This window comes from Actinokineospora alba (genome assembly GCF_004362515.1).
Taxonomy (GTDB): Bacteria; Actinomycetota; Actinomycetes; order Mycobacteriales; family Pseudonocardiaceae; genus Actinokineospora; species Actinokineospora alba.
Map to the genome: position 1 here is coordinate 3527805 of NZ_SNXU01000001.1, position 19563 is coordinate 3547367.

20 protein-coding genes are annotated in these 19563 nt (G+C 70.2%); 11 read left to right on the top strand and 9 right to left on the bottom strand.

The window, feature by feature from the left end; genetic code table 11:
• Nucleotides 1-11: 11 nt before the first annotated feature.
• Both C8E96_RS16235 and C8E96_RS16240 read right to left on the bottom strand, forming a co-directional pair.
• Nucleotides 12-467: a DUF5994 family protein gene (locus tag C8E96_RS16235; RefSeq protein ID WP_091383015.1), complete on the bottom strand. Its 456-nt coding sequence runs from the start codon at nucleotides 465-467 to the stop codon at nucleotides 12-14.
• A gap of 158 nt (nucleotides 468-625) precedes the next feature.
• A complete protein-coding gene (locus tag C8E96_RS16240; protein WP_091383014.1) occupies nucleotides 626-1414 on the bottom strand; it encodes an adenylate/guanylate cyclase domain-containing protein in 789 nt (262 codons plus the stop codon).
• Nucleotides 1415-1497: 83 nt separating this feature from the next.
• Here C8E96_RS16240 and C8E96_RS16245 point away from each other — a divergent pair, with 83 nt between their 5' ends.
• The 7 genes from C8E96_RS16245 (at nucleotide 1498) to C8E96_RS16275 (ending at nucleotide 9938) form a co-directional block, all read left to right on the top strand.
• Nucleotides 1498-1758, top strand: a complete 261-nt coding sequence (locus C8E96_RS16245) for a hypothetical protein (RefSeq protein ID WP_091383012.1) — start codon at nucleotides 1498-1500, stop codon at nucleotides 1756-1758.
• A gap of 74 nt (nucleotides 1759-1832) precedes the next feature.
• Nucleotides 1833-2201 carry a glyoxalase superfamily protein gene (locus tag C8E96_RS16250; protein WP_091383010.1) on the top strand — a complete coding sequence of 123 codons (369 nt, stop codon included), beginning with the start codon at nucleotides 1833-1835 and terminating at the stop codon, nucleotides 2199-2201.
• 89 nt (nucleotides 2202-2290) lie between these two features.
• Nucleotides 2291-3850: a sialidase family protein gene (locus C8E96_RS16255; RefSeq protein WP_133794509.1), complete on the top strand. Its 1560-nt coding sequence runs from the start codon at nucleotides 2291-2293 to the stop codon at nucleotides 3848-3850.
• A gap of 377 nt (nucleotides 3851-4227) precedes the next feature.
• The gene (locus C8E96_RS16260; RefSeq protein ID WP_091383179.1) at nucleotides 4228-5238 is read left to right on the top strand and encodes a helix-turn-helix transcriptional regulator; all 1011 of its coding nucleotides are present in this window, start codon (nucleotides 4228-4230) and stop codon (nucleotides 5236-5238) included.
• Nucleotides 5239-5418: 180 nt separating this feature from the next.
• Nucleotides 5419-8202 carry a M28 family peptidase gene (locus C8E96_RS16265; RefSeq protein WP_228770237.1) on the top strand — a complete coding sequence of 928 codons (2784 nt, stop codon included), beginning with the start codon at nucleotides 5419-5421 and terminating at the stop codon, nucleotides 8200-8202.
• A 184-nt stretch (nucleotides 8203-8386) separates the two neighbouring features.
• Complete coding sequence (locus C8E96_RS16270) at nucleotides 8387-9397, top strand: helix-turn-helix transcriptional regulator (protein WP_091383006.1); 1011 nt, start codon at nucleotides 8387-8389, stop codon at nucleotides 9395-9397.
• 97 nt (nucleotides 9398-9494) lie between these two features.
• Nucleotides 9495-9938 (top strand): hypothetical protein, encoded by a 444-nt coding sequence (locus C8E96_RS16275; protein WP_091383005.1) that lies wholly within the window; start codon nucleotides 9495-9497, stop codon nucleotides 9936-9938.
• 281 nt (nucleotides 9939-10219) lie between these two features.
• Here C8E96_RS16275 and C8E96_RS16280 read toward each other — a convergent pair whose 3' ends face one another.
• From C8E96_RS16280 to C8E96_RS16300, 5 genes are all read right to left on the bottom strand, one after another.
• A complete protein-coding gene (locus C8E96_RS16280; RefSeq protein WP_091383003.1) occupies nucleotides 10220-10540 on the bottom strand; it encodes a chitin binding peritrophin-A domain-containing protein in 321 nt (106 codons plus the stop codon).
• Nucleotides 10541-10552: 12 nt separating this feature from the next.
• Nucleotides 10553-11431, bottom strand: a complete 879-nt coding sequence (locus C8E96_RS16285) for a cyanobactin maturation protease PatG family protein (protein WP_166658021.1) — start codon at nucleotides 11429-11431, stop codon at nucleotides 10553-10555.
• Between the two features lie 15 nt (nucleotides 11432-11446).
• Nucleotides 11447-11632: a hypothetical protein gene (locus C8E96_RS16290; protein ID WP_091383001.1), complete on the bottom strand. Its 186-nt coding sequence runs from the start codon at nucleotides 11630-11632 to the stop codon at nucleotides 11447-11449.
• Between the two features lies 1 nt (nucleotide 11633).
• Nucleotides 11634-12479 carry a S8 family serine peptidase gene (locus C8E96_RS16295; RefSeq protein WP_133794511.1) on the bottom strand — a complete coding sequence of 282 codons (846 nt, stop codon included), beginning with the start codon at nucleotides 12477-12479 and terminating at the stop codon, nucleotides 11634-11636.
• 263 nt (nucleotides 12480-12742) lie between these two features.
• Nucleotides 12743-13381: a dienelactone hydrolase family protein gene (locus C8E96_RS16300; protein ID WP_091382997.1), complete on the bottom strand. Its 639-nt coding sequence runs from the start codon at nucleotides 13379-13381 to the stop codon at nucleotides 12743-12745.
• A 102-nt stretch (nucleotides 13382-13483) separates the two neighbouring features.
• On the opposite strand from C8E96_RS16300, the gene C8E96_RS16305 reads away from it, so the two are divergent.
• From C8E96_RS16305 to C8E96_RS16320, 4 genes are all read left to right on the top strand, one after another.
• Entirely contained in the window at nucleotides 13484-14143 is a 660-nt protein-coding gene (locus tag C8E96_RS16305) for a YbhB/YbcL family Raf kinase inhibitor-like protein (RefSeq protein WP_324187094.1), read from the top strand.
• Nucleotides 14144-14158: 15 nt separating this feature from the next.
• On the top strand, nucleotides 14159-14347 hold the full coding sequence (locus C8E96_RS16310) for a DUF2795 domain-containing protein (protein WP_091382995.1): 189 nt from the start codon (nucleotides 14159-14161) through the stop codon (nucleotides 14345-14347).
• Nucleotides 14348-14484: 137 nt separating this feature from the next.
• On the top strand, nucleotides 14485-14946 hold the full coding sequence (locus C8E96_RS16315) for an SRPBCC family protein (RefSeq protein WP_091382994.1): 462 nt from the start codon (nucleotides 14485-14487) through the stop codon (nucleotides 14944-14946).
• A 49-nt stretch (nucleotides 14947-14995) separates the two neighbouring features.
• A complete protein-coding gene (locus C8E96_RS16320; RefSeq protein WP_091382992.1) occupies nucleotides 14996-17080 on the top strand; it encodes an amylo-alpha-1,6-glucosidase in 2085 nt (694 codons plus the stop codon).
• Nucleotides 17081-17265: 185 nt separating this feature from the next.
• Here the strand turns inward: C8E96_RS16320 and C8E96_RS16325 are convergent, their stop codons facing one another.
• Nucleotides 17266-17955 carry a response regulator gene (locus C8E96_RS16325; protein ID WP_091382990.1) on the bottom strand — a complete coding sequence of 230 codons (690 nt, stop codon included), beginning with the start codon at nucleotides 17953-17955 and terminating at the stop codon, nucleotides 17266-17268.
• A 2-nt stretch (nucleotides 17956-17957) separates the two neighbouring features.
• Entirely contained in the window at nucleotides 17958-19544 is a 1587-nt protein-coding gene (locus C8E96_RS16330; protein ID WP_091382988.1) for a sensor histidine kinase, read from the bottom strand.
• Between the last annotated feature and the right edge of the window lie 19 nt (nucleotides 19545-19563).

A 19563-nucleotide genomic window follows, 5' to 3' on the forward strand; every position in this document is an offset into this window, starting at 1 on the left:
TGGACTTCCGTTCAGAATGGGGTGATCGAGGCAAGAAGTTGTTCGGCGTCGGCGACGCAGTCCGCCGCGGCCACCGTGTCCAGTGCCTTGTTCGCGAGGTCGGCGGCGGCGTGCGCGGGTACGACCAGCAGCGTGAACCGGCGGAGATTCGGTCCGATGAGGACGATCGTGTGCGCGTTCATCGCGCGGAAACCCTGCAGCCGCACGGTGTTCTCGCCCACGAGGAGCTGGTCGGGCGCGGTGTCCCACGACCCGCGGCTGTAGCCGATCCGGTCGACCGGGCCGGACCGCTCGGCGAGGCTGGAGATCAGCGCGGAGAACTCCTCGACGGGTTCGCGGGAGCGGGGCCACCAGCCGCCGTCGAAGAATCCCTTTGTCGCGTCCGCGGGTTTCATGGTGATCCGGGCGTCGGTGCGCTCGGTGAACGCTCTGGCCGTGGCGCGGTGGTCGAATTGGCCGGACGTCATGCCGGCGCTCCTGTCCCCGGGCTTTGCGACCGGCTGGCGCTGCGGCATCGGTCACTACGGTCGCGTCACAACGGTCGCGTCACTGCGATGGCCGACGTGCGCGAGGCACCGGCCCACTCAGTTTACGCTGGTTTACCGATAAAAGGGTGTCGCCGTGGTCACCGACCGTGCACGTCGTCGTCGCGGTAGCGCGGGACGACCGAGAACACCTCGAGGTCGCGGGGTGTGCCCTTCGCCCGGAAGCGGCGGCGGCGCCGGATCGTGTAGCGGTCGGTGTCGACGTTGGCCAGCGCCGGCCCGGACACGAGCACCTCGCCACTGCCCGCCGCGGCGGCGACCCGGGCGGCGACGTTGACGTCGACGCCGAGGTAGTCGGTGCCGACCCGGCGGGGCGTGCCGGAGTGCAACCCGGTGCGCAGCTGCGGGCGGTAGCCCTCGATGGTGATGGCGCTGATCGCCGTGCACGCCTCGTAGGCGGCGTCGATGGCGGGCCCGGTATCGCGGAAGACGGCCATCACCCCGTCCCCGAGCGACTTGACGACGGTGCCCCCGTGCTGGGCGATGACCTTGTCGCTGGCGTGGCCGACCTCGCCGAGCAGCCGCAGCACCTGGTCGTCGCCCGCCTCCAGCGCCCAACTGGAGAAGCCGACGAGATCGGTGAACAGGATGGTCACCTCGGCGCCGTCGGCGGCCACGCCGCCGGACCCGCTGAGCGCCTGCCACACCTGCACCGCGGTGAGGCCGAGTTCCCGCACGGCGCTGGGCTGGTCGGCCCTGGCCTGGCTGATGAGCCGGGCGACGCGGTCCGACGGGCGGTCGCCGATCGCGGGGGCCAGGTGGCCGGGAGCGAGCCGTCGGACCGTCCGCACGGTCTTGAGGACGCCTACGTGCTGGTCCGACGCACGCAACAACCGCCTCAGCCGGACCCAGGCGCGTTCTTCGCTCACACCGAAAACCCTACGGGCTCACGGCCGTCCGGCGGTGTGATCCTTATCGGGCCGTGTCGGGTCGGGTGGCGGATACTCGGGCCATGGCTGACGACGACAACCGGGACTTCGCCATCTATCAGGCCCTCAAGGCGGTCGACGAGGTCGCCGCGGCTCTGCAGACCTACCTCGTCGAGGGGCAGGGCGCCGAGTTGGACCGCGAGGCCGTGCGCAGCACCTCCACCAACTCCCTCACGCTGCTGCGCCAGGCCCGCGAGCGGCTGGGGGAGGGGCTGCGGGCGATCGGCGCCGACCGTATCTCCGACTCGGACGGAATTTCGCTGCGAAATGTCCGCCCGGAGTGACTTGAGGACTGAACCTGTCCGCAACGGTCGGTAGCTTGGATATGTCAACGAGCGCGACCGAAAGAGGACAGACCATGGACTGCAAGCTGGAACTGGTGGCGGTGCCCGTGTCCGATGTGGACCGGGCGAAGGCGTTCTACACCGACCAGGTCGGCTTCGTCGCCGACCACGACCACCGGGTCAGCGAAGACATCCGATTCGTGCAGCTCACCCCACGCGGGTCGGCGTGCTCGATCGCCATCGGCACCGGGCTCACCCAGGCGGCGCCGGGCTCGGTCGAGGGGCTGCAGGTCGTGGTGGCCGACATCGACGTGGCGCGGGCCGACCTGGTCGCGAACGGAGTCGAGGCGAGCGAGGTCCACGACTTCCCGTGGGGCCGGTTCGTGTTCTTCAGCGACCCCGACGGAAATGGCTGGGCGGTGCAGCAGATGGTCAAGCCGTAGGTGTAACACCCGCTATCGCCCGATCGAGTGACAAGGGAGGGGGCAAAGAAGGGAAGGGCGATGAGCCCATGCCAAGACGAGCCCATTCAGTGTCACTCGCCGCTATCGCGGTAGCCGGTCTGACCGTCACGTTCGCGGTGGCGCCCGCCGCGGCCGTGGTCGGCCCGCTCAGCCAGGCGAGCGGGCCGAGCCCGTTCGCGCCGGGCTGCCACGGGGCGCCGCAGAACGGCACCCTGTACGTCGGTTCCGAAGTGGAGCCGTGGGTGGATGTCGATCCGACGAACCCGAACAGGCTCATCGGCGTGTACCAGCAGGACCGCTTCTCCGGTGGCGGCGCGAGCGGACTGGGCACCAGTGTGTCCGCCGACGGCGGCCTCTCGTGGACCCAGCTTCCCCTGGCCGCGCTGCCGAAGTTCTCCCGCTGCGCGGGCGCCGCGCCCGGCGGGGTCGCCGACTACGAACGCGCTACGGACCCGTGGGTCACGTTCGGCCCCGACGGGCACGCCTACCAGATGAGCCTGTCGTTCAACGACACCCGCGACCTGGCCAACGCCATGCTCGTGAGCGAGTCCCTCGACGGCGGCCTGACCTGGGGCCCGCCCCAGGAGCTCATCCGCGACACCAACCCGCACGTGTTCAACGACAAGAACTCGATGACCGCGGACCCGCACGACCCGAGTCTGGTCTACGGGATCTGGGACCGGCTGGTCTTCCCGAACGAGCGTGCGGGCGGGGTGTCCTTCCTGACCGCCGCCGCGTTCGTCGGCCCGACCTACTTCACCCGCACGACGAACGGCGGGGCCAGTTGGGAGCCCGCGCGCAACATTTTCGACCCGGGCCAGAACGACCAGACCATCGGCAACCAGATCTCGGTCACCGGTGAGGGCGACCTGGTCAACGTCATGACCGTGTTCCGCAATGACAACAAGCAAGGCCGCAAGGGCGGCACGATCTCGGTGCTGCGCTCCGAGGACAAGGGCGCGTCCTGGAGCGGGGAGATTCCCGTCGACCGCCTCGGCACGGTCGGGGTCCGCGATCCCCGCGACGGAGCGCCGGTCCGCACCGGCGACATCATCCCGTCGATCGCGACCGACGAGCGGCCGGGCCGCGACGAGGTCTACGTGGTGTGGCAGGACGCCCGGTGGACCGGCTTCCAGCGCGACCAGATCGCGTTCTCGAAGTCGACCGACGGCGGACTCACCTGGACGCCCGCCGTGCGGATCAACGCGGTCGAGACAACCCAGGCGTTCACCCCGGCCATCGAGGTCGACGACGAGGGCAACATCGCCGTCCTGCACTACGACTTCCGCAACGACACGACCGCGGACACCCCGCTGGTCACCGACGTCTGGATCCTGCGGTCGAGCGACGGCGGAGCCAGTTGGAGCGAGGAGCGCGTCTCCCCGTTCTCGTTCGACATGCGCCAGGCGCCCGTCGCACGGGGCTTCTTCGTCGGCGACTACATCGGGCTCGGGGCGACCGGCACGACGTTCAAGCCGTTCTGGACGATGTCCACTCCGGCGACTGACACGTTCAGCACCACGGTCGCGGCGCCGTTCGCGCCGGTGACGATCACCCCGGAAGCGTCGCCCGCCGGCTTGAGCGGCGCGGCCTTCCCCGCCCACCGGGGCAAGCCGACACCGCGCTGAGTCCCTCGACTGGAGGCACCTCCGGGCATTGCACGGCACGGGTACCCGGCAACCGGTCCATCGGCTGCCGGGTAGTGGTGCGCGAATGTCGAACTCGCTTGCCGGACGGGGCGACTCACTTGCCCGGAGGGGCGACTCGCGGGTGGGTGGGATCGGGGCTGGGGGCCCGCCCGCGCGAGGGCTTGCGGGCGGGCGCCGACGCGCCGGCTACCCCCTGCCGATAGCCGGCGCGGTTCCAGCGCGCGCTTGGAGAACCAGGCGCGAGGTCGACTGTAGGGCGGATTCCGGGACTTTCGCGGGCGGCCACCGGACGATGTCGTCAACAGGACACCTGCGGTGGGGGCGCCTGCGCGGATGCTGTCTCCTACGGTGTGCCCATGGCGTATCTGCTCGAACCGGTCGGACTCAGCGAGTCCGACAACTCGGTGTACCTGGCCCTCGTGGCCTGCCCGAAGGCCTCACTGGCCGAGTTGGCCGACCGGCTGCGCACGCCGGTGGGCTCGGTACGCCGCGCCATGGCCCGGCTGGTCGCGGCCGGGCTGGTGACCAAGATGCTGACCCGGCCGACCCGCTACCTTCCCGCCCCGCCGGACGCCGCCGTGGAAGCTCTCATCGTGCGCCGCCAGCGGGAACTGCAGGATCTCTGCATCGCGGCGAGCGAACTGGCGCTGCGGCTGCAGGACACGCCGTCGCCCGGGCCGGTCGGTCTTGTCGAGCTCATCGAGGGCCGCGACGTCATCCAGGGCCACCTGGACCGGACCCAGGCGAACGCGCGGGAAGAGGTGTTGATCATCGATGCGCCCCCCTACCTGCAGGGGATGCCCGTGCGCAACGCCGGGGAACTGACCAATCTCGCCCGCGGCGTACGTCATCGCTCGATCTACCACCGGCCGTCCCTGGAGGAGCCCGGCCACTTCGACCAGTTGGTCGAGTGCGTCCGGGCGGGCGAGCAGGCGCGCACGCTCATCTCGGTGTCGATGAAGATGCAGATCGTGGACCGCGAGATCGCGATCATCCCGGTGTCGTTCACCCACACCGAGACGTTCACCCGGCTGCTCGTGCATGCCTCCCCGATGCTCGACGCGCTCGTGCAGTGCTTCGAATCCCTTTGGCACCAAGCGGTTCCCGTCGCCATGTCGGCGGGCGACGCCGTCGCGCCCACCGACGACGGCGACCCGACCGACCGGGACCGGGCGCTGCTCACCCTGCTCGCCACCGGGATGAAGGACCGCGCCATCGCCAAGACGCTCGGCATCACCGAGCGCACGCTGAGCCGCCACATCCGCGAGCTGATGGACACCCTGGAGGCCGACACGCGCTTCCAGGCGGGCATCCAGGCAGCCCAGCTCGGCTGGCTGCGTACCCAGGAAAGTTCTGGGAACGAATAGTCACGTCCGGTATCGGACATTGGCTGGTTTTTCCCCTTACGCCGGGCTGAACGCGCCCATACCGTTCGCCCATTCGTGTACGCCGCGAGGGATTTTCACTGTGCGTACACGCCCTGCGTAAGAAAGTGGCGTCGAATGGGTAGGAAACAAACAATTTCGCAGTCATACCGGATAACCGCCTTGCTGGGGGCGACAGCGCTGGCGGTGGGGTTCAGCGCTGTCGCGATCGCGCAGCAGGCGCCGGACGGTCCAGTCGGCACGCCGGAGGAGCGGGCCGTCGCCGCCGCCGACCGCGCGCTCGGCGGGCCCGCCGGGCTCAGCGGCATCAGCGGTCGCGACCAGCTGACCCGCGCGGGCGTCGAAGTGACCAAGCAAGGGCTGGCCTACGTCAACTACACCCGGACCTTCCAGGGTCTGCCCGTGCTCAACGGCGGCGACGTCGTCGTCGTCACCGACGACGCGGGCAAGGTGCGCGGCGTCGAGGGCGACAACCGGCGGGTGGAGCTCGGCTCCACGCAGCCGACGCTGACCGCGCAGAGCGCCGAGGGCATCGCGAAGTCGCACTTCTCCGGCTTCGTCGAGTCCGTGTCGGCGCCGCGCCTGGGCATCGACGGCGCGAGCGTTCCCGTGCTGGTGTGGGAGGTCGTGATCACCGGCAAGCGGGTCGACCTCCGACCAGAGCACGCGGGTGAGCTGATGCCGAGCCTGCTGCACGTCTACGTCGACGCGCGGACCGGGCGGGTCACCGACTCGTGGGACGGCGTCGCGCACGCCGACGGCAAGGGCTTCCACAACGGCGCCGTGACCGTGGGGACGCAGCCCTCGGGGTCGGGCTACCAGATGAAGGACGCGGACCGCGGCGGCATGTCCGTGGCGAACGACGGCAGCAAGGCGGTCTACACCGACGCCGACAACGTCTGGGGCAACGGCGGCGCGAACGACCTGCCGACGGCGGCGGTCGACGTGCAGTACGCGCAGAACAAGATGTGGGACATGCTCAAGGAGAAGTACGGGCGCGACGGGCATGACGGCAACGGCCAGTGGCCCGAGGCGCACGTCGGGATGAACGAGGGCAACGCCTACTCCTATTGCGAGGCAAGCGCTTCGGCCGACTACACCCGGTTCGGCCGCAACCAGGGCAGCACCAACCAGCTGACCGCGATCGACGTCCTCGGCCACGAGGTCGGCCACAGCATCGATTGCCGCACCCCCGGCGGCATGAGCCGACAGGGCGAGGCTTATGGCCTCAGTGAGTCGATCGGCGACATCTTCGGCACCCTGACCGAGCACTACGCCAACAACCCGAACGACACCCCGGACTACCTGATCGGCGAAAAGGTCGACTTCGGCGGCAGCGGCAAGCCGCTGCGCAACATGTACGACCCGTCGAAGGGGCTCAACGCGGACCCGAGCTGCTGGAAGTCGGGCCTGCCCGCGTCGCACGGCTCGGCCGGGCCGCAGAACCACTGGTTCTACCTGCTCGCCGAGGGCTCGAACCCGGGCGGCGGCAAGCCGGTCAGCACGACCTGCAACAGCTCGTCGGTGACCGGCATCGGCATCTGGAAGGCGGGGGAGATCTTCTACCACTCGATGCTGCGCAAGACCTCCAACTGGTCGTACGCGAAGTCCCGGGTGGCCACCCTGGGCGCGGCCAAGGACCTGTACACCAGCAGCTGCACCGAGTTCGACACCGTCAAGGCCGCGTGGGACGCGGTGAGCGTGCCCGCGCAGTCCGGCGAGCCGACCTGCTCGGTGACCAACCCACCGACGTCCACCACCCCGACCACGGGGCCGACCACGACCACCGCGCCGACGTCGAGCACGCCGCCGCCCAGTGGCACGGTCCCGGACATCGACGTGGCGAAGGTGAAGGCGCACCTGAACCAGTTCCAGACCATCGCCGACAACAACTCAGGGAACCGGGTCGGCGGATCGGCGGGCTTCCAGGCGTCGCTGAGCTATGTGAAGGGCAAGCTCGAGAACGCCGGGTACACCACCCGGATCCACGAGTTCAGCTACTTCGGCCGCACGGGCCGCAACCTGATCGCGGACCTGCCCGGGCGCGGTGACCCCAACCAGGTCGTCATGCTCGGCGCCCACCTCGACAGCGTCTCCGCCGGACCCGGCATCAACGACAACGGCTCCGGGTCTGGCGTTGCCCTTGAGGTCGCGCTGCAGTACGCGTCCAGTGGGGCCAAGGGCGCCAAGGCGATCCGCTTCGGCTGGTGGGACTTCGAGGAATCCGGTCTGATCGGGTCCGCGGAGTACTTGAAGTCGTTGCCTGCCACGGAGAAGACGAAGATCAAGAACTACTTGAACTTCGACATGGTCGGCTCGCCCAACGGCGGCTACTTCATCAACAACATCACCACCGACACCGGCAAGGTCCTCAAGGCGTACTACGACTCGATCAACGTCTCGACCGAGGAGAACACCGAAGGCGCGGGCCGCTCGGACGACAAGTCCTTCAAGGACGCGGGAATCCCGACCAGCGGTGTCGCCTCGGGCGCCAGCTACAAGATGACCGCCACCCAGGCGGGCAAGTGGGGCGGACAGGCGGGCGTCGCCTTCGACAAGTGCTACCACCAGTCGTGCGACAACCTGTCCAACATCAACTCCACCGTCCTCGACCGCAGCGCCGACGCCGCCGCCTACGGTGCGTGGAAGCTGACCGGCGTCACCGCGGGCACGCCGCCCACGAGCACCACCAACCCGACGACCACCAACCCGACGACCACCAACCCGACGACCAACCCGACGACCACGAACCCCACGACCAACCCGACCACGACCCCGCCGCCTGCCTGCACCCTGCCCGCGTGGAGCGCGCAGGAGTTCTACTGGACCGGCAGCGAGGTCTCGCACATGGGCCGCAAGTGGCGGGCCACCCAGGTGCCCTACAACCAGGAACCGGGCACCACCGGTCCTTGGGGCAGCCCGTGGCAGGACTTCGGTTCCTGCTGACAGGACGCGAATAGTCAGGTGTGACCCGGTGGCCCGGTCGGAATTCGTTCCGACCGGGCCACCGGCGCGTTCAGGGAATTACCGTGTCTTGTTCCTGACAATGTCCGGTACTGGCGGCCCGCGCCCGGTTACAGTGACCGCCAGTGATTTGGCTGTTGAGTTCAGGTCAACCGAGAACGGGTCCATGTATCTGCTTGAGCCGGTCGGGCTGAGCGAGTCCGACAACGCGGCGTATGTCGCACTGGTCGGCGCGCGGAAGGTCACCGCGGCCGAACTGGCCAAGCTCGTCAACGTGTCCACCGCGTCGGCGGGCCGCTCCCTGCGGCGGCTGACCGACGCGGGTCTGGTGACCAGGCTGCGGACCCGGCCGACCCGTTTCGTGCCCGCGCCCCCCGAGGTCGCCGTGGAGGCCCTGGTCGCCCGGCGGCAGCAGGACCTGCGGGACCTGCGCGCCGACTCCCGGGAGCTGGCGCAGCGGCTCGACGAGACGTTCCCGACGATCCGCGCCGGACTGGTGGAGCTGGTCGACGGCTACGAGGCGACCACCCAGCACATCGCCCAGGCGCAGCTGGGAGCTCAGGAGGAGGTGCTGGTTGTCGACGCGCCGCCCTACCTCGACGTGTCGCCGGTGCAGAACCTGCAGGAACTGCAACTGCTGGAACGCGGGGTGCCGTACCGCGCGATCTACGACCGGTCCTCGCTGGAGATGGCGGGCCACTACGACTTCATGATGGAGTGCGTGCGGGCCGGTGAACAGGCACGCACGATGAACGCCGTGACGATGAAGATGCTGATCATCGACCGCAAGGTCGCCTTCGTCCCGAACGTGTTCGGCGGCGGGGAGACCAGTTCCGCGCTCATCGTCCGGGCCTCGCCCCTGCTCGACGCCCTGCTGGAGTGCTTCGAGTGGCTGTGGGCGAAAGCCGTTCCGGTGGGCGGTGATCCGGCTGATCGCGACGCGGGCCTGCCGCGTCCCGGCGAGCCGACCCAGCGCGACCGGCGGCTGCTGGCGCTGATGGCCACCGGGATGAAGGACCGCGCCATCGCCCGCACGCTCGGCATCACCGAGCGGACGCTGAGCAGGCACATCCACGAGCTGATGACCTCCTTGGAGGCCGACACCCGCTTCCAGGCGGGGATGCAGGCTTTCCGCCGCGGCTGGCTGCGCCCGTCCGGGGAGGACGGGCGGGACTGACCGGTGTCCGACATTGTCCGGTTTCGACGGTCCATTTCGATCATGGTTGCCCTACCGTCGTGCGGAACCCGCGAGCCTGGAGGTGGACGGCAGCACGATGTCACCTTTAGCCCGACTCAACGCCTACCTGTCCGAACAACGCGACCGCCGTGCCGCCCGCCGCGTCGCCCGCCGTTCGCTGCGCGGGCTCGCCGTCAGCCCGGATCCGTTGCACCGCCACCACTTGCTCGGCCAACTCGCCGCCGCACTGCGGATGACCGCGGACTTCGGCGCCGCCCACGTGCTCGAACTCCTGCGGCGCAGCGAGGCTCAACTGGCCTGGGAGGAGCGGTCCTCGGCAAGCGACGATCCGCTGGCAGGCGACCCCGCCGTCGCCGAGGTTCTCGACGCGCTGGCGACCACGGCAGGCGCCGAGGCCCGCGCCCGCCTGGTGCTCGCCCTCCATGAGGCCGCCGCGCCATGGATCGCCGCCCACGTCCGCCGAGGCGACATCCTGCTCGACGTCGCCGCCGCCTACCGACGGCTCGCGTCAGGTCAGTGATCATCACCCGATGATCTTCACCCAATCGAATGATCGACAAGACCACGCCGGACCGGAAAGGTAAGCTTCCAGCGCGAATGCTCCAGCTTGGCCGACATCGCGCTCAACGCGGCCACCGCCGAAGCCATGCTCGCGCAGGTGCCTGCCCCCCTTCCCGCCTGACTGATCCGCCTCCCCGAAATTCAAGGTTTGGGTCACCTGCTGTGTGACGGTGCGGCCGGTTGGGGACCGTGGTCGGGTGCCGCCACGGTCCCCTTAGCCGGCGGTGGGGGGCCGATTGCCTACGCCTGGCAGCCCGCGACCTCCGGGTAGTCGCAACGCGACGTCGCCGGGTTCGGTCCCGAATCCTGCACATAGTGCAGACGTTGTCCGTCGTGTCCCATCGCGCACGGCAGCTCATAAGCGTGTTCGTGCGCGACGCAGGCGATGTAGTGGTCGCACTTGGTGGGATGCGGGTAGTTGCCGTCCGCCTTGTCCGAGCAGTCGAAGGCGAAGCTCGCCGGGACCACGGCGATCATGCCGCCGTCTCGGGTGGCGCCGGAGCGGTAGCGGCCGGTCGCCGGAGCGAGTGCCTGGTGGGCGGTGAAGCCGGGGAATGCCATGGTTCTCCTTGCTCAGCGGTCGTAGTACGGGGCGAGCGGGCTAGCCAGGAACGGGAACTGCTCGGTGACATCCACCCGCGCGGCATGTTTCTCCGTGACGCCGGTGGTGCGGTGGGTGTAGGTGAAGACGACGTTCACCAGCGTGCGCACACCCGAGAGCCGCGACGGGGTGACCTCGACGCCGGTCAGCGACAGGCTGCGGGCGAACTGCTCGGTGGCGTGGGCGTAGATGGCCGGGTAGCGCATCGCCAGGTAGTTGACCGCGCGGTGCTCATCGGTGGCGCCCGCGTTGTCCGCCAGCTGCTGGATCCGGGCGAACAGCTCCCGGGCGGCGGCCTGGAAGTCGTTCTCCGCCAAGGCTTCCGGGCGGGGGATCGCGGCGATGAAGGACTCGGTGTCGAACGAGTACACCTGGTCGAAGGCGAGCATCGGCACGATGAGGCCGTTGCACATGTCGGCGGGGGCGAGCCCGGCGGCGGCGCCGATGATTACGTCGATGTCGCCGGACACCGGGGCCGGGCGGATCGCCTCGATCACCATGTCCAGGTCGGTGGCGTCGCGGGGGAGCAGCAGGTAGGACTCCTGACCCTCGATGGAGAACACCCAGCACAGCTGCCGCGCCAGGTAGCGGTTCGCCGGGTCGGAGAGCACCGCGTGCGCGGTCTCGCGGTCGGTCAGGCCCGCGGTGTCGGCGCGGCCGGTGGCCTGGGCGAACTCCTTCTCCAGCCCCAGGCTGGGGAAGCGGGGTTCGATCCGGCCGATCGCGTACACGTACCGGACGTTCACGGACTTGGGGCCGCCCGCCGGGCGCACCCCGGGTGCGGGGGCCGCGGCGGGCACGATCGAGGCCGGGCCAGGGGTGGGATCGACGGCGTCGAGTAGCTCGGTCATCTGTCCTTCGCTCATCTACTTGGTGGTGCGGGGCGCGAATGACACCCAGCGGTTGAGGGCGGCGGCCCGCTTGGTGCAGCCGCCGCAGGGTTTGATTCCGGCGGAGGACGTGGCGCGCTTGATGACGTCGCCGAGCCCGACCTCCTCCTCGACCAGGAATCCGGGCAGTCGGATCTTGCGTGGGGCGCGCTCTTGGGTCATGTCAGCTCCTTCTCACAGCGTCGTGGATGGCGACGGCGTCCAGCAGCGGCGGTACCAGGCCGCGTCCCGACCGGCCGCGCACCGCCGCCCGCACGGTGGCGGCGTCGACGTGCGGCGCGAGCGACCAGGCCAGGGCGATCGCGCCGGTGACCAGGGGCGCGGCGGCGCTGGTCCCGCCGAACGCGGCGAACCCGCCGGACGCGCTCAGGCTCACCAGCCGCGCACCCGGCGCGCGGACTCCGGTGCGGGCGATCGACCCGCCCAGGTTCGACGCGGCCAGCGGCGCGCCCGTGTCATCGCAGGCGGTCACCGGGATGACCCAGGGGTGGGTGGTGAGCGGTGATCCGCCGAGCCGGGATTCGTTTCCGGTCGCGGCGACCACGAGCACCCCGCTGCGCGCGGCGTGGTCGAGGGCTTCGGTGAGGAAGTGGGCCCCACTGGGCGCGGCACCGGTGAAAGCGGCGCTGACGTTGATGATCCTGGCGCCCGCCGCGACACACTCGACGATGCCGTCGGCGAGCACGGCAGGCGCGGTCGGGGCGCCGTCCTCGGTGAAGATGGGCCGCAGCAGCAGCGGACACCGCGGCACCAGCCCGGGCGCCGCGGTTCCCCGCCGCGCGCCCAGCACGCCCGCGACCAGGGTGCCGTGCCCGCAGGCGGCGCTCGAGGTGACGGCGCAGGCGCCGGGGCGGACCTCGGTGATCGGGGCCGCGAGTTCGGGGTGGTCGAGCACGGCGGGCCCGTCGAGCACACCGACGCGGATCGCCGGGTCGCCGACCGACCAGGCCATGAGCCGGTCCAACCCGGTCAGGACGAGCGCAGGCGTGCCTGTATGGACCCCGGACACGCTGATGGCCTCCCCCTCGGCTCAGTGCCGCGATGATCGTGCAGCAGCCAAGGGGCCCTGAGCAAGATCGCGCACGCGAATACGCTGTGACATGGCGCCCAGGGGGCGCGGCTCGGTCGCTTTGATGGTGACGTTTCGGGGGGCCCGCACGAACACTGCCAACTTCGATGGCGTGTTCGTGCGGGCCCCCCGAAACGTCACCGCGACCGAGCGGGTGGGTGGCTGGGCGGCACGGGCTCCACTTGGGGGCGGTGGCGTAAGTCCTAGGGGACGTGGTCGCGGAACCACTCTGCGGCCAGGTCTGCGACCCGGTCCAGGGTGCCCGGTTCCTCGAACAGGTGGGTCGCGCCGGGGACGACCTCGATTCGGTTCGGCGCTGAGAGTGCTCTGCTCGCCTGTTCGTTGAGGGTGAGCACCTCGGTGTCCAGTCCGCCGACGATGAGCAGGGTGGGTGCTTCGACCCGGCCCAGCGCGTCACCGGCCAGGTCGGGCCTACCTCCCCGGGACACGACGGCCCGCACCGAGTGGTCGTCGGCGGCCGCGACCAGAGCCGCCGCCGCGCCGGTGCTGGCGCCGAAGAGGCCCATCGGGAGTCCACGCACTGCCAGCTGCCCGCGGATCTGCTCCACCGCCGTCGAGACCCTCGACGCGAGCAGGTCGATGTCGAAGCGGAGTTCCCTGGTCCGCAGGTCGACCTGTTCCTCCTCCTCGGTCAGCAGGTCCATGAGCAGGGTGGCGAATCCGCTGTCCCGCAGCACCTTGGCCACCGCGCGGTTGCGGCTGCTGTGCCGGGAGCTGCCGGAGCCGTGGGCGAACACGACGATCCCGCGCGCCTCGGCCGGTACCGCCAGGTCACCGGGCAACTCACCGCCCGAGGACTCGATGACGACCGGAACAGACATCCCGCCTCCCTCCCGGTGGATAACCGGGACCGGCCCCGCCGAAACGCCGCGATTGGCCGCGCGCGGTTCGGGTAACCCAACTCAGCCGGAAGGAGGTTCCACATGTCGAAAGACGGCAGCCACAAGCACGACGTGAAACGCACTCGCCTCCGGGCGGACCGTGAGCGGCGGGGCATCCCGCACGAGCAGGCCGACGAAGCCGCCACCGAGGAACCGCGCCAGGACAATCCGCAGCAAGACGACGCGCCCGCCGAGCTGGCCCCGACCTCGCTGAGCAAGGGCAGCCGCTCGATGGACGACCCGATCCCGGACAACATCATCGAGCTGCGCAGCGCCGCGTTCACCGACCACACGCTGATTCCCAACCGGTTCGCGCACGACGGGGACAACGCCTCCCCGCCGCTGCAGTGGACGCCGCCGCCCGAGGGCACCGAGGAACTGGTCCTGGTCTGCGAGGACCGGGACGCGCCGGACGGCACCTTCGTGCACTGGGTCGCGACCGGCATCTCGCCGGAGGTGAACGAACTACCCGAGGGGAAGCTGCCCGACGGCGTCACCCAGGGCCGCAACAGCTGGGGCGGCACCGGCTGGGACGGGCCCGCGCCCCCGGTTGGCGACGACCCGCACCGGTACTTCTTCCGCCTCTACGCGGTCGACGAACCGCTCGGCCTCGGCGCGGACGCGACGGCCGACCAGGTGCACGACGCGGTCCGGGGCCACAAGCTGGCCGCGGGCACCCTTGTCGGACTCTTCGGCCGCTGAGGTGGAGGCTCGACCATGGCGACTGACCGGTACCGGCTGCACGAAGCCCTGTCCCAGGCGGACTTCCCGGCCGACAAGGACTACCTGCTGCGCCGCGCGGAGGAGGCGGACGCCGACAGCGACACCATGAAGGAGCTGCGGTCCATCCCGCCGGACTCCTATGCCAACCTCGACGAGATCCTGCGCTCGGTGACGACCGAGTAATTTCTCGCGCGCGCCGCCCGACCCCGTGGACGTTGAGCGGGGGCGGTGCGGCGCGCTCTGCCGCCACCACGCAGGGTTTGTCCCCGACGACCGCGGGTACCCGGTCGGCAGTGTCCACACGGCGCGGGAGGGGTCCGATGGCAGTCGTCACCAAGGAGATCGAAGCTTCCCCAGCCGACGTCTTCGCGATCCTGGCCGATGGCTGGCTCTACGCGAGCTGGGTCGTCGGCGCCGCGCACATCCGGGCGGTCGACGAGGGCTGGCCCGACGTCGGATCCCGCATCCACCACAACATCGCGCCGTGGCCACTGAGCCTGTCCGACACCACCGCCGTCCGCCGGGTCGAGGCTCCCCGGCTGCTGGAGCTCGACGCCTGGGCCTGGCCGTTCGGCGCCGCCTTGGTCCGGCTCGAACTGGCGGAACTCGGTCCCGGCCGCACCAGGGTCACGATGACCGAACACGTGTCGTCGGGGCCCGCGAAGCTCGTTCCCGGTGTCGTGCAGGATCTGCTGCTCACCCCGCGCAACAATGAAGCGCTCGATCGGCTCGGCGACCTCGCGACCGGCCGTGCCGCGACGGACGTCCCCCGGCGGCGGTGACGGCGGCGATTCGCTTGCCAACACCTGCGATCCGGGAGACGGACCACCTATGACGGCCTGGGCATCAAGCGCCGCACCACCCCTGTCCTCGGTCGGCGGCACGGGCACCACGACGCTCGTCGACGGCTCGACCTTCTGCCAGTCCGCGATGGCTGGTGACATTTACCCGGACCGGCCGCACGGATTGTTCGTCTCCGACACGAGAGTGCTCTCCGGCTGGCGGCTCACCCTCGACGGCCAGGCCGTCGACTCGTTGGGAACCAGCTCCCACCAGCCGTTTTCCGCCGAGTTCGTCGGCCGCGCCGCACCGCACGGCGGGCAGGCCGACAGCACGCTGCTGGTGGTGCGCGAGCGGTCGCTGGACGGCGGGATGCGGGAGGACCTAGTCCTGCGCAACCTGTCTGGCGACCCCGTGGTGGTCGCGGTGTGTCTCACCGTCGAAGCGGACTTCGCGGATCTGTTCGAGGTCAAGGAAAGCCGGGTCCAAGCGCACCCCGGGGTGCAGGTCGAGGCGGGCGCCGGCACGCTCACCTACACCTGGTCGGCAGACGACCACACCATGCGGATGACGTTGAGCGCCACCGGCGACCCGCGCATCGAGGACGGCCAGATCAGCTTCCGGGCGGAGGTCCCGGCGCGCGGCGAGTGGTCGACCCGGTTCACCGTCCGCACGTCCGGCGGCGGGGACGTCGCCCCGAAGGCCTCCCCGGCGAGCAGGCTCGACGCGTGGCGGAACTCGATCCCGCGACTGACCACGAGCGATTCCGCGCTGGCCGCCACGCTGCGCACCAGCGCCTCGGACCTCGGGGCCCTGCAGATCCACGACCCGGACCACCCGGAGCGGCTCGTCGTGGCCGCGGGCGCGCCGTGGTTCATGGCGCTGTTCGGCCGCGACTCGCTGTTGACCAGCTGGATGGCGCTGCCCCTCGACCAGCGGCTCGCCCTCGGCACCCTGCAGACCCTCGCCGACCACCAGGGCACGAAAGTCGACCCGCTGACCGAGGAGGAACCGGGGCGCATCCTGCACGAGGTTCGCCTGGGCCGGGAGGCCGCGCGCGCCCTGGGCGGCGGCAACGCGTACTACGGGACCGCCGACGCCACCCCGCTGTTCGTCGCGCTGCTGGGGGAACTGCATCGTTGGGGCCTGCCCGAATCCGAGCTCACCGCGCTGCTGCCCGCCGCCGACCGCGCGCTGGCCTGGATCGACGAGTACGGCGACCGCGACGGCGACCTGTTCGTCGAATACCAGCGCGCCACCGACCAAGGCTTGCTCAACCAGGGCTGGAAGGACTCCTTCGACGGCGTGAACGACGCCGCGGGCAAGCTCGCCGTCGCGCCCATAGCCCTGGCCGAGGTCCAGGCCTACGCCTTCGCCGCCTACACCGCCCGCGCCCGCATCGCCACCGCCCTCGGCGACTCCGCGACGGCGGTCAAGTACGAGGACAAGGCGGCCCGGCTCAAGGAGGCGTTCAACGACCGCTTCTGGCTGCCCGAAAAGGGTTGGTTCGCCATCGGCCTCGACGCCGACAAACAGCGGATCGACGCGCTGACCTCGAACCTGGGCCACTGCCTGTGGTGCGGCATCGTCGACGACGACAAAGCGGCCTCCGTCGCCGAACACCTGACCGGCCCGGCGATGTGGACCGGTTTCGGCGTCCGCACCTTGGCCACGACCACGGGCGCGTACAACCCCGTGAGCTACCACAACGGCTCGGTCTGGCCACACGACAGCGCGATCGCCGCCGCCGGCCTGATGCGGTACGGCTTCGTGGAGAAGGCACAACAGGTGGCAAAGGGCATCCTCGACGCCGCCGAACATTTCGGGGGAAGACTGCCGGAACTGTTCTGTGGCTTCGACCGAACCGAGTTCCCCAGCCCGATCCCTTACCCCACTTCGTGTTCCCCACAGGCCTGGGCGGCGGCTGCCCCGATCCTGCTCGCCCAGACGCTGCTGCGGTTCCAACCGGACCTACCCGATGGGACAGTCCAGTTCGCACCTGTCCTGCCGACCCGGATGACCCCGATACGCATCGAATCGTTGCCGCTGGCAGATTTCCGCCTGACCCTGGAGGTCACGGAGACCAACTCATCGATCGAGGGCCTACCCGACAACCTGACCTTGACAAAAAAATAAAGGCGGGACAAGGGAAAGGGGAGACCAACCCCGGACGAGCAAACCCCGGCAATCCCTTCGTCCCTGCAGTTCCCCCTTGCCCCTCGTCCTGGCCATCTTTAACTCTCGATCATCGGTGTCAAGGGTCGGCTTGCCGATCGCGCAGCGACGGCGCTCGCGCCGCCCTTGACGCCGATGATCGAGAGTTAAACAATCGAGCCAGAGGGGCCAGCTTCCCCTTGTGCACCAAGGGAATCAAGCAAACCAGCCTCATGAGCAACAATCGCAGCCTGAACCCGATTAGCACACCCAAGCTTCCCCAGTATCTGACTCACATGCACCTTCACCGTCCCCGCGGACAACCCCAGCCGAGCCCCGATCGAGGCGTTCGACAACCCATGCCCCACCCACACCAGCACTTCACGCTCACGAGGACTCAAGACCGAGAGCCGCTCAACAGCGCGCGCCGAGGGCCCCGCGAGTGCACGGTCAATGACCTGACGCGCCACCCCAGGCGACAACACCGCATCACCAGCAGCAGCGGCACGAACCGCGTGCAAGATCTGCCCAGGCTCAGTGTCCTTCAGCAGAAACCCCGCCGCCCCAGCCCGAAGCGCCCGATCCACATACTCCTCTTCACCGAACGTGGTCAGCATGATCACCCGCACCGACGGCGCGATCCGAACGATCTCCTTAAGCGCCGCCAACCCATCCACCGCGGGCATCCTGATATCCACCAACGCCACATCGATCTCCAGCCGCCGAACCGCGGAGACAGCCTCCGCCCCATCGGCGGCCTCAGCGACAACCTCGATATCGGCCGCCTGCCCCAACAGCAACCGAACAGCGGCACGCAGCATGGGTTCGTCGTCGGCGAGCAGCACACGAATCGGCATGATCAGTCCTCGGAGACGGGAATCTCGAACCAGGTCTTCTCCACCAGCTCATCCTCGGCGAAGCAGAACCGGAAAATAGCGACGGTCTCCGCGTCCGGCGGGTCGTCCGCGGGCACATAGGTGCACCACGTGTCGTCCGGCCACGGCGGCTCGTGGTCCAACGCGGCGGCCTCCGCCGACGGGACGTTCGGCCCGAACCAGCCCTCGACATCCTCCGGCGTCATGCCCAACTCGATGTCCTCCAACGGGTCCTCGTGGTCGGCCGGGGCGGGCGGCGGCACGAACGCCAGGGTGGTGAGGACCATCGCGGCGACCGCGGCCAAGCCCGCGACCGGGAGCAGCGCCGCGGCCAGGCGCGCGGTGCGCCGGCGAGTCGGGAGCGGGACGGCTGCCTGATCGTCCGCGTCGGCTTCGGCGACCGGGCCGTCGCCGGTCAGTGGCATGACCGCGGTGACCATGAAGCCCCCGTCGGCCGTCGGTCCGGCCGTCAGCCCGCCCGCGACCAAACGCACCCGCTCACGCAGCCCGACCAGGCCGCTGCCCGTCCCGGCCGACCGCGGCACGCCGCCCGGCCCGTTGCGGACCTCGACCGTGACCTGCGAAGACCCCGACGAGACGGTGACGGCGACCGGCGTGCCCGCCGCGTGCTTGTGCACGTTCGTCAGCGCCTCCCGGACCACCCGGTGCACGGCCTGGCGCACCGGCACGCGGGCGTCGGCCAGGTCCGGCCCGCGCCAGTCCAGGGTCACGCTGACGCCGCCCGCGCGGGAGGCCGCCACCAGCTCGGTCACGTCCGCCCGGGTTCCGGTCGCCTCCGTGGACTCCGCGGGCGGCCCCGCGGGCCGGAGCACGCCCAGCGACTGGCGCAGCTCGTCGAGCGCGGTGCGCGTGGTCGAGCGCACCAGGTGCGCGGCGTCGAGCAGCTCCGGGTCCTGGCCGGTCGCGGCCACCTCCAAGGCGCCCGAGTACATGGCGATCAGGCTGAGCCGGTGGCCGAGGTGGTCGTGCATCTCCTCGGCGATCCGGGACCGCTCCCGCTGCCGTGCCTCGGAACGCTCGAGGTCGCGGGTCCTGGCGAGGAACTCGGCCCGCTCGCGCAGCGCGTCCACCAGCCGGGCCTGCTGCGCCTGCAGCGCGCCCACCAGGGCGGGCACCGCGACGCACAGGACGGTCAGGATGGTGATCACGACGGTCACGTACTGCCAGCGGTAGGCGGGCTGGGTGATCAGCACGACGCCGACCGGCAGCAGCGCGGCGACCGCGAAGACCGGGCCCCGCAGCGGCGGCCGACAGCGGGCGCCCGCCGTGTGCGCGACGACCGCGAGCGCGACAGCGGTCGCCGGGAACACGCCGAACAGCACCGCCGCACCGAACAGCGCCACCCACGCCGACCAGCGCCGGAGCAGCACCGCCGTGGCCGCGAGGGCGACCACGGCGGTCAGCACCGGGCCGGTCGCGTACAGCACACCCGGCCAGCCCCACACCGGCAGCTCGTCCGCGAGGTACGTCGTCACCGCGGCCACGCAGGCCACGAGGAGCAGGTCCCCGACCACTGTGGAGAGCCGCCACCGTCCAAGGACGTCCCGCATGGCTGAGCTCTCCCGTTCG

Bases quoted from the DNA above. Each gene is read 5' to 3' on its own strand.
- C8E96_RS16235 (WP_091383015.1), bottom strand. From the start codon at position 467: ATGACGTCCGGCCAATTCGACCACCGCGCCACGGCCAGAGCGTTCACC.
- C8E96_RS16245 (WP_091383012.1), top strand. From the start codon at position 1,498: ATGGCTGACGACGACAACCGGGACTTCGCCATCTATCAGGCCCTCAAG.
- C8E96_RS16250 (WP_091383010.1), top strand. From the start codon at position 1,833: ATGGACTGCAAGCTGGAACTGGTGGCGGTGCCCGTGTCCGATGTGGAC.
- C8E96_RS16260 (WP_091383179.1), top strand. From the start codon at position 4,228: ATGGCGTATCTGCTCGAACCGGTCGGACTCAGCGAGTCCGACAACTCG.
- C8E96_RS16270 (WP_091383006.1), top strand. From the start codon at position 8,387: ATGTATCTGCTTGAGCCGGTCGGGCTGAGCGAGTCCGACAACGCGGCG.
- C8E96_RS16275 (WP_091383005.1), top strand. From the start codon at position 9,495: ATGTCACCTTTAGCCCGACTCAACGCCTACCTGTCCGAACAACGCGAC.
- C8E96_RS16280 (WP_091383003.1), bottom strand. From the start codon at position 10,540: ATGGCATTCCCCGGCTTCACCGCCCACCAGGCACTCGCTCCGGCGACC.
- C8E96_RS16285 (WP_166658021.1), bottom strand. From the start codon at position 11,431: ATGACCGAGCTACTCGACGCCGTCGATCCCACCCCTGGCCCGGCCTCG.
- C8E96_RS16290 (WP_091383001.1), bottom strand. From the start codon at position 11,632: ATGACCCAAGAGCGCGCCCCACGCAAGATCCGACTGCCCGGATTCCTG.
- C8E96_RS16300 (WP_091382997.1), bottom strand. From the start codon at position 13,381: ATGTCTGTTCCGGTCGTCATCGAGTCCTCGGGCGGTGAGTTGCCCGGT.
- C8E96_RS16305 (WP_324187094.1), top strand. From the start codon at position 13,484: ATGTCGAAAGACGGCAGCCACAAGCACGACGTGAAACGCACTCGCCTC.
- C8E96_RS16310 (WP_091382995.1), top strand. From the start codon at position 14,159: ATGGCGACTGACCGGTACCGGCTGCACGAAGCCCTGTCCCAGGCGGAC.
- C8E96_RS16315 (WP_091382994.1), top strand. From the start codon at position 14,485: ATGGCAGTCGTCACCAAGGAGATCGAAGCTTCCCCAGCCGACGTCTTC.
- C8E96_RS16320 (WP_091382992.1), top strand. From the start codon at position 14,996: ATGACGGCCTGGGCATCAAGCGCCGCACCACCCCTGTCCTCGGTCGGC.
- C8E96_RS16325 (WP_091382990.1), bottom strand. From the start codon at position 17,955: ATGCCGATTCGTGTGCTGCTCGCCGACGACGAACCCATGCTGCGTGCC.
- C8E96_RS16330 (WP_091382988.1), bottom strand. From the start codon at position 19,544: ATGCGGGACGTCCTTGGACGGTGGCGGCTCTCCACAGTGGTCGGGGAC.